This window comes from Pseudomonas putida, assembly GCF_028682475.1.
Classification (GTDB): Bacteria; Pseudomonadota; Gammaproteobacteria; order Pseudomonadales; family Pseudomonadaceae; genus Aquipseudomonas; species Aquipseudomonas putida_AG.
Genome location: NZ_JANHLE010000059.1, coordinates 1 through 5,155, shown reverse-complemented (window position 1 = coordinate 5,155; position 5,155 = coordinate 1). Strand labels below are relative to the sequence as shown.

Annotated in this window: 5 protein-coding genes; 2 read left to right on the top strand and 3 right to left on the bottom strand. The window is 61.9% G+C overall.

What is annotated here, in order from left to right:
• Window positions 1–7: 7 nt before the first annotated feature.
• From NPS47_RS24960 to NPS47_RS24950, 3 genes are read right to left on the bottom strand one after another with little or no spacing between them, the layout of a single operon-like run.
• A complete protein-coding gene (locus NPS47_RS24960) occupies window positions 8–568 on the bottom strand; it encodes a cob(I)yrinic acid a,c-diamide adenosyltransferase (RefSeq protein ID WP_274297392.1) in 561 nt (186 codons plus the stop codon).
• A 2-nt stretch (window positions 569–570) separates the two neighbouring features.
• Window positions 571–2,607 (bottom strand): sensor histidine kinase, encoded by a 2,037-nt coding sequence (locus NPS47_RS24955; RefSeq protein WP_274297391.1) that lies wholly within the window; start codon window positions 2,605–2,607, stop codon window positions 571–573.
• Window positions 2,608–2,657: 50 nt separating this feature from the next.
• Window positions 2,658–3,575: a putative 2-dehydropantoate 2-reductase gene (locus NPS47_RS24950; protein WP_274297390.1), complete on the bottom strand. Its 918-nt coding sequence runs from the start codon at window positions 3,573–3,575 to the stop codon at window positions 2,658–2,660.
• A 113-nt stretch (window positions 3,576–3,688) separates the two neighbouring features.
• Here NPS47_RS24950 and NPS47_RS24945 point away from each other — a divergent pair, with 113 nt between their 5' ends.
• Together NPS47_RS24945 and NPS47_RS24940 are read left to right on the top strand one after the other, a co-directional pair.
• A complete protein-coding gene (locus NPS47_RS24945) occupies window positions 3,689–4,174 on the top strand; it encodes a YajQ family cyclic di-GMP-binding protein (protein WP_107025119.1) in 486 nt (161 codons plus the stop codon).
• A gap of 113 nt (window positions 4,175–4,287) precedes the next feature.
• A complete protein-coding gene (locus tag NPS47_RS24940) occupies window positions 4,288–5,130 on the top strand; it encodes a mechanosensitive ion channel family protein (protein WP_274297389.1) in 843 nt (280 codons plus the stop codon).
• The last annotated feature ends 25 nt before the right edge of the window (window positions 5,131–5,155 follow it).

Sequence of the window (5,155 nt, the reverse complement as noted above, 5' to 3'; positions counted from 1 at the left end):
GAGGCCCTCAAGGTTTCGCTGCCGCTTGCCAAAGCACCTCAGCCACCCCCTGGCGCCGGGCAATCAACCGCGCCGCCACAAACAGCAAATCCGACAGCCGGTTGATATACGCCAACCCAACCCCAGCCAGCGGTTCGACGCTGTTCAATTGCTGGCAACGCCGCTCGGCACTGCGCGCCAGGCTGCGGCACACATGGGCTTGGGCGATCAGCGCCGAGCCGCTGGGCAGGATGAAATTTTTCAGCGGTCCCAGTTCTTCGTTCCAGCGGTCGATCGCCGCTTCCAGGCGTTCCACTTCTGCCGCGTTCAGCGCCTGATAACTGGGCATCGCCAGTTCACCGCCCAGATCGAACAGGCGGTGTTGGCAAGGCGCGAGAACCTCGATCACTTCGTTCAGCTTGTGTTCGGCCAACCCGGCCAGTAGCAGACCCAACTGGCTGTTGAGGCTGTCGACCTCACCAATGGCCTCGATCCGCGGATGATCCTTGGGCACCCGACGGCCGTCACCCAGGCCAGTTTCGCCTTTGTCGCCGGTACGGGTGTAGATCTTCGACAAGCGAAAGCCCATGTTCATGACTCCATTTTGTGGGGCTCGACCACGGTCGGCGAGCTGTTGGCCAGCGGCAGGCGCAAGGTAAAGCAGGTGCCTTGCCCCGGTGCCGATTGCACCTCCATCTGGCCTTTGTGGTTGTTGGTGATGATGAAATACGACACCGACAGGCCCAGGCCCGTGCCTTGGCCGATTTCCTTGGTGGTGAAGAACGGTTCGAAGGTGCGTTTACGCACCGCTTCCGGCATGCCGACCCCATTGTCTTCCACCTGAATCTCCGCCCACGGCGGATTGAGCCGGGTACGCAGGATGATGCGTCCCGGCTCGCTGTCGTCTTCACGCAGGTGGATGGCCTGGGCGGCGTTCTTCAACAGGTTGAGCAGCACTTGCTCGAGTTCGTTCGCGGTGCACGGCACCGGTCCCAGGTTGGGGTCGAACTGACGGATGATGGCCTGGCCCTTGAAGTCGAAGCCGATGGTCAGGTCGAAGTCGTTGCCGGCAATTTCCACCGCCTGATCGATCAGCGCCGGCAGGTCGCAGGGCGCCAGCTGGCGGTTGCTGCGGCGGCTGAAACTGAGCATGTGGGTGACAATTTTCGCCGCACGGGCCCCGGCCTGCTGGATGCCGTCCAGCAACTGCGGGACTTCGCGACTTTCCAGGTAGCGGTTGACCACCGGCAGATCGATACCCAGCTCGGCGGCTTGCTCCTGGTTCTTCGCCAGATCGGGGGACAGGCGCCGGCGAATGTTCTGCACGTTGTGCAGGATCGCCCCCAGCGGGTTGTTGATCTCATGAGCCATGCCAGCGGCCAGGCCTCCGACTGAGAGCATCTTCTCTGACTGCACCATCATTTCTTCCAGCGACAGGCGCTGGGTGATGTCGTCGATTCGGATCACCACGCCGCGCCCGCCGCCGCCCATCAACGGGTAGAAGGTCAGGGCGTAGTGCCGGGCATCGTCGCCCTTGGTCCAGGTCACCCGTTCGATCTTCGCCACCCGGTGCTTCTCGACGCTTTCCTTGAGTTGCGGCAGGAACGGCTTGAGCGGCTCGAAGGCGAGGAAGATCGGCTGGTTCAGCGCTTCGTCCAGCGGCGTGCCGGAGAGGGCGCTGGCTTCCTGGTTCCACTGGGTGACGTAGAGCTGTTCATCGAGGGCGATCAATGCCGAGGGCATGGAGTCGATGATGCTGTTGAGGTAGTTCTGAAAACCGGTGAGCTTTTTCTCGATCTTGCTGCGTACCTGGACTTCCAGCTCCAGCTTGCGGTTGGTATGGCGGGTTTCCTCGGCCAGGCCCTGAGCCTGGTCGTAGGCTTCCTGGAACTCGTCACGGGTGCGCTTGAGCTGCTGCTCACGCGCCTCGATGCGCGTGAGCATTGTGTTGAAGGCTTCGGCCAGGCTGCCGATTTCATCGTCGTTGCCGCGTTGGGCGCGCAGGGAGTAGTTCTCCTCGCGGGTCACCTGGCGCGACAGTTGTTCGAGCTGGTTGATCGGCTGGGTAATCAGGCGCTTGATCTGCCGGGCGATGATCATCCATAGCAGGATGCTGAACACCAGGATGCCCAGGCTGGCGGTAAGAATGCCGGTGTAGAAGGCCATCGGCAGTTCACTGCTGGCCACCATCAACAGGTAGCCGGGAGGACTGCCCGGGCGCACCAGTTTGGTCAGCTGGGTGCTGCGAAACTCGGTCAGGCGCCAGTTCTCGATATGGCGGTAGCGGGTGGGCAAAGGCAGTTGTTCACCATGCTGCAATTGCGCGAGCAATTTGCCATCGCTGCCGTACACCGCGGCTGCGCGCAGAGGGGTGTAGCTGTCGAGCTCTTTGAGCAGGGCCTTGGCGGTTTCGGGTGAGTCGGCTGCCTGAGAGGCGAGCTGCGGGTTGGCCACCAGTCGGCCAATGGTCTGCAGCGCCTGTGGCGCCATGCTCTCCTGGGAAATCCAGTAGGCGGCGCTGATGAAAGTCAGGTTGGCCACCAGCAAAATGGTGATCAACAGCACCAGCAGGGCGGCCAGCAGTTTCTGGCCGACCGGCAGGTTTTCCAGGCGTTCGCGCAGCGTCATGTGAAAGCGGGATCCCGGTCGGTGGGTGAAAGGGCAGGGTAACGCTGCGTTCAGTCGCAGGGCAATCCGCGTGCACTCAGGTGTTCGAGCAGGCGCCGGTAGAGGCGTTCCAGGTGCGGCAGCTCAAGGCTGTGGCGGCTGGCGACGCGGCAGGCGTGGCCGAGCAGGTAGTGGATTTCGGTGCGTCGACCCTGGCGAACATCCTGGTACATGGAAGAGTAGTTGGCGGCGGTGGCCTTGATCACCCGTTCCACTTCCTCGCTCAGGCCATCGGCGGCTTCCGGTTGGCCACAGCATTGCAACAGCTCGGTGAGCTCGGCGCAGAGGGTCGCCACTTCGCAGTGGTGCTCCTCGAGGCCGCCGTTGCGGCAATCGTGCAGCACGGTCAGTGGGTTGATGGCGCAGTTGAGGGCCAGCTTGCGCCACAGACGGGTGAGGATGTCAGGCGTCCACTGATGGGGGATGCCGGCATCGCTCAGGTCATCGAGCCATTCCGGGGCCAGCGGGTTGGCCTGATCGCCCAGCCAGTTGAAGCCGTGCCCGGCGAAATTGACCTGCCAGTCCGCCTCGCGAAATGCGCCTTCGGTGCTGGAGGCGAAGATGCAGCGGGCGTGGGGGACCTGATTGGCGACCGCGTCCTGACTGCCCAGGCCGTTCTGCAGCAGGATCAGTTCGGCGCCGTGGGCCAGGCGTGGCGCCAGTTGCGCCACTGCGTGCTCGGCATCATAGGCCTTGCAGGCGACCAGCAGGCGATGGATGGGCGTGGTGTCGTGTGCGGTTTGCGCCGGAATCGCATGCAGCTGGGCCTGGCCTTTTTCGATCAGGGTCAGGCCACCCACCGCTTCATAGGCCTTCAGGCGCTCTGCATCGCGCAGGATCAGCCGGACCGCTTTGCCCGCACGGGCCAGACGGCAGGCCCAGAGGCTGCCCAGACTGCCGGCGCCGAGAATATGCCAGGTGCTGCTCATCAGCGTTTCGCAACCGTTATAATGAGCCGGTATTTTAACCGTCAAACCCTGCGCGCTCCATCGCGCTCTTTCATCAGAGCCGCGAGCGTGCGTTTATTTTATGGAGAGAAGGTATGCCGTCGTTCGACGTGGTATCGGAACTGGACAAGCACGAAGTCACCAACGCCGTGGAAAACGCGGTCAAGGACCTCGACCGTCGCTATGACCTCAAGGGCAAGGGCAGCTTCGAATTCAAGGAAAAGGAACTGACCGTCACCCTGACCGCCGAAGCCGAATTCCAGCTCGAAGCGATGATCGAGATCCTCAAGCTGGCCCTGGTCAAGCGCAAGATCGACGTGCAGTGCCTGGAAGTGAAGGATGCCTACGCGTCGGGCAAAGTCATGAAGCAGGACGCCACCCTCAAGGAAGGCATCGACAAGGAGCTGGCGAAGAAGATCGTCGCTCACATCAAAGACGCCAAGCTCAAGGTCCAGGCCGCCATCCAGGGCGAGCAGGTACGCGTCACCGGCAAGAAGCGTGACGACCTGCAGGAAGCCATCGCCGCCCTGCGTGGCAAAGAGTTCGGCATGCCGCTGCAGTTCAACAACTTCCGCGACTGAGCGAAGCACATCGGGAACCTTGGCGCCGTTTTGGCGTCCGAGGTCTCTCTAGTCGCTGAAACGATTGCGGCGCGATTTTTACAGCTTTTGCCCTTCGGCATCAGGAGAACATTATGGATTTGAGTGCTGAAGTCGATCAGCTGGTTAAAACGTCGCAAACCTGGATCCCCTTGATCATGGAATACGGCAGCCGCCTGTTGCTGGCGCTGCTGACCCTGGCCATTGGCTGGTGGGTGATCAACAAGGTGACCCACCGCCTGGGCAAATTGCTTGCCCTGCGCAATGCCGACCTCGCGCTGCAAGGTTTTATCAGTACGCTGGCGAATGTGATCCTGAAGATATTGCTGGCGATCAGCGTCGCCTCGATGATCGGTATCGAAACCACCTCGTTCGTCGCCGCCATCGGTGCGGCCAGCCTGGCCATCGGTCTGGCCTTGCAAGGCAGCCTGGCGAACTTCGCTGGCGGCGTGCTGATTCTGCTGTTCCGTCCGTTCCGTCTGGGCGACTGGATCGAAGCCCAGGGCGTGGCGGGCACCGTGGACAGCATCCAGATCTTCCACACCGTGCTGCGTACCGGTGACAACAAGACGGTGATCCTGCCCAACGGCAGCCTGTCCAACGGCATCATTACCAACACCAACCGTCAGCCGACCCGTAAGGTCGTGTTCGATGTTGGCGTCAATTACGAGGCTGATCTGCAGAAAGCCCGTCAGGTGCTGCTGGAGCTGGCCAAGGATCCACGCGTACATCAGGACCCGGCGCCACAGGCAGTGGTTTCGCTGCTCGGTGACAGCTCGATCACGCTGTCCTTGCGGATCTGGGTGAACACGGCGGACTACTGGGATGTGCTGTTCATGCTCAACGAGCATGCACGCGATCGTCTGAAGGAAGAGGGTATCGATATTCCCTTCCCGCAGCGGGTGATCCGCGTGGTACAGGAAGCGGCGGTGCAGTAAACCAGCTTGAGTTGGTCACTGCACT

Bases quoted from the DNA above. Each gene is read 5' to 3' on its own strand.
- NPS47_RS24960 (WP_274297392.1), bottom strand. From the start codon at position 568: ATGGGCTTTCGCTTGTCGAAGATCTACACCCGTACCGGCGACAAAGGC.
- NPS47_RS24945 (WP_107025119.1), top strand. From the start codon at position 3,689: ATGCCGTCGTTCGACGTGGTATCGGAACTGGACAAGCACGAAGTCACC.
- NPS47_RS24940 (WP_274297389.1), top strand. From the start codon at position 4,288: ATGGATTTGAGTGCTGAAGTCGATCAGCTGGTTAAAACGTCGCAAACC.
- NPS47_RS24950 (WP_274297390.1), bottom strand. From the start codon at position 3,575: ATGAGCAGCACCTGGCATATTCTCGGCGCCGGCAGTCTGGGCAGCCTC.
- NPS47_RS24955 (WP_274297391.1), bottom strand. From the start codon at position 2,607: ATGACGCTGCGCGAACGCCTGGAAAACCTGCCGGTCGGCCAGAAACTG.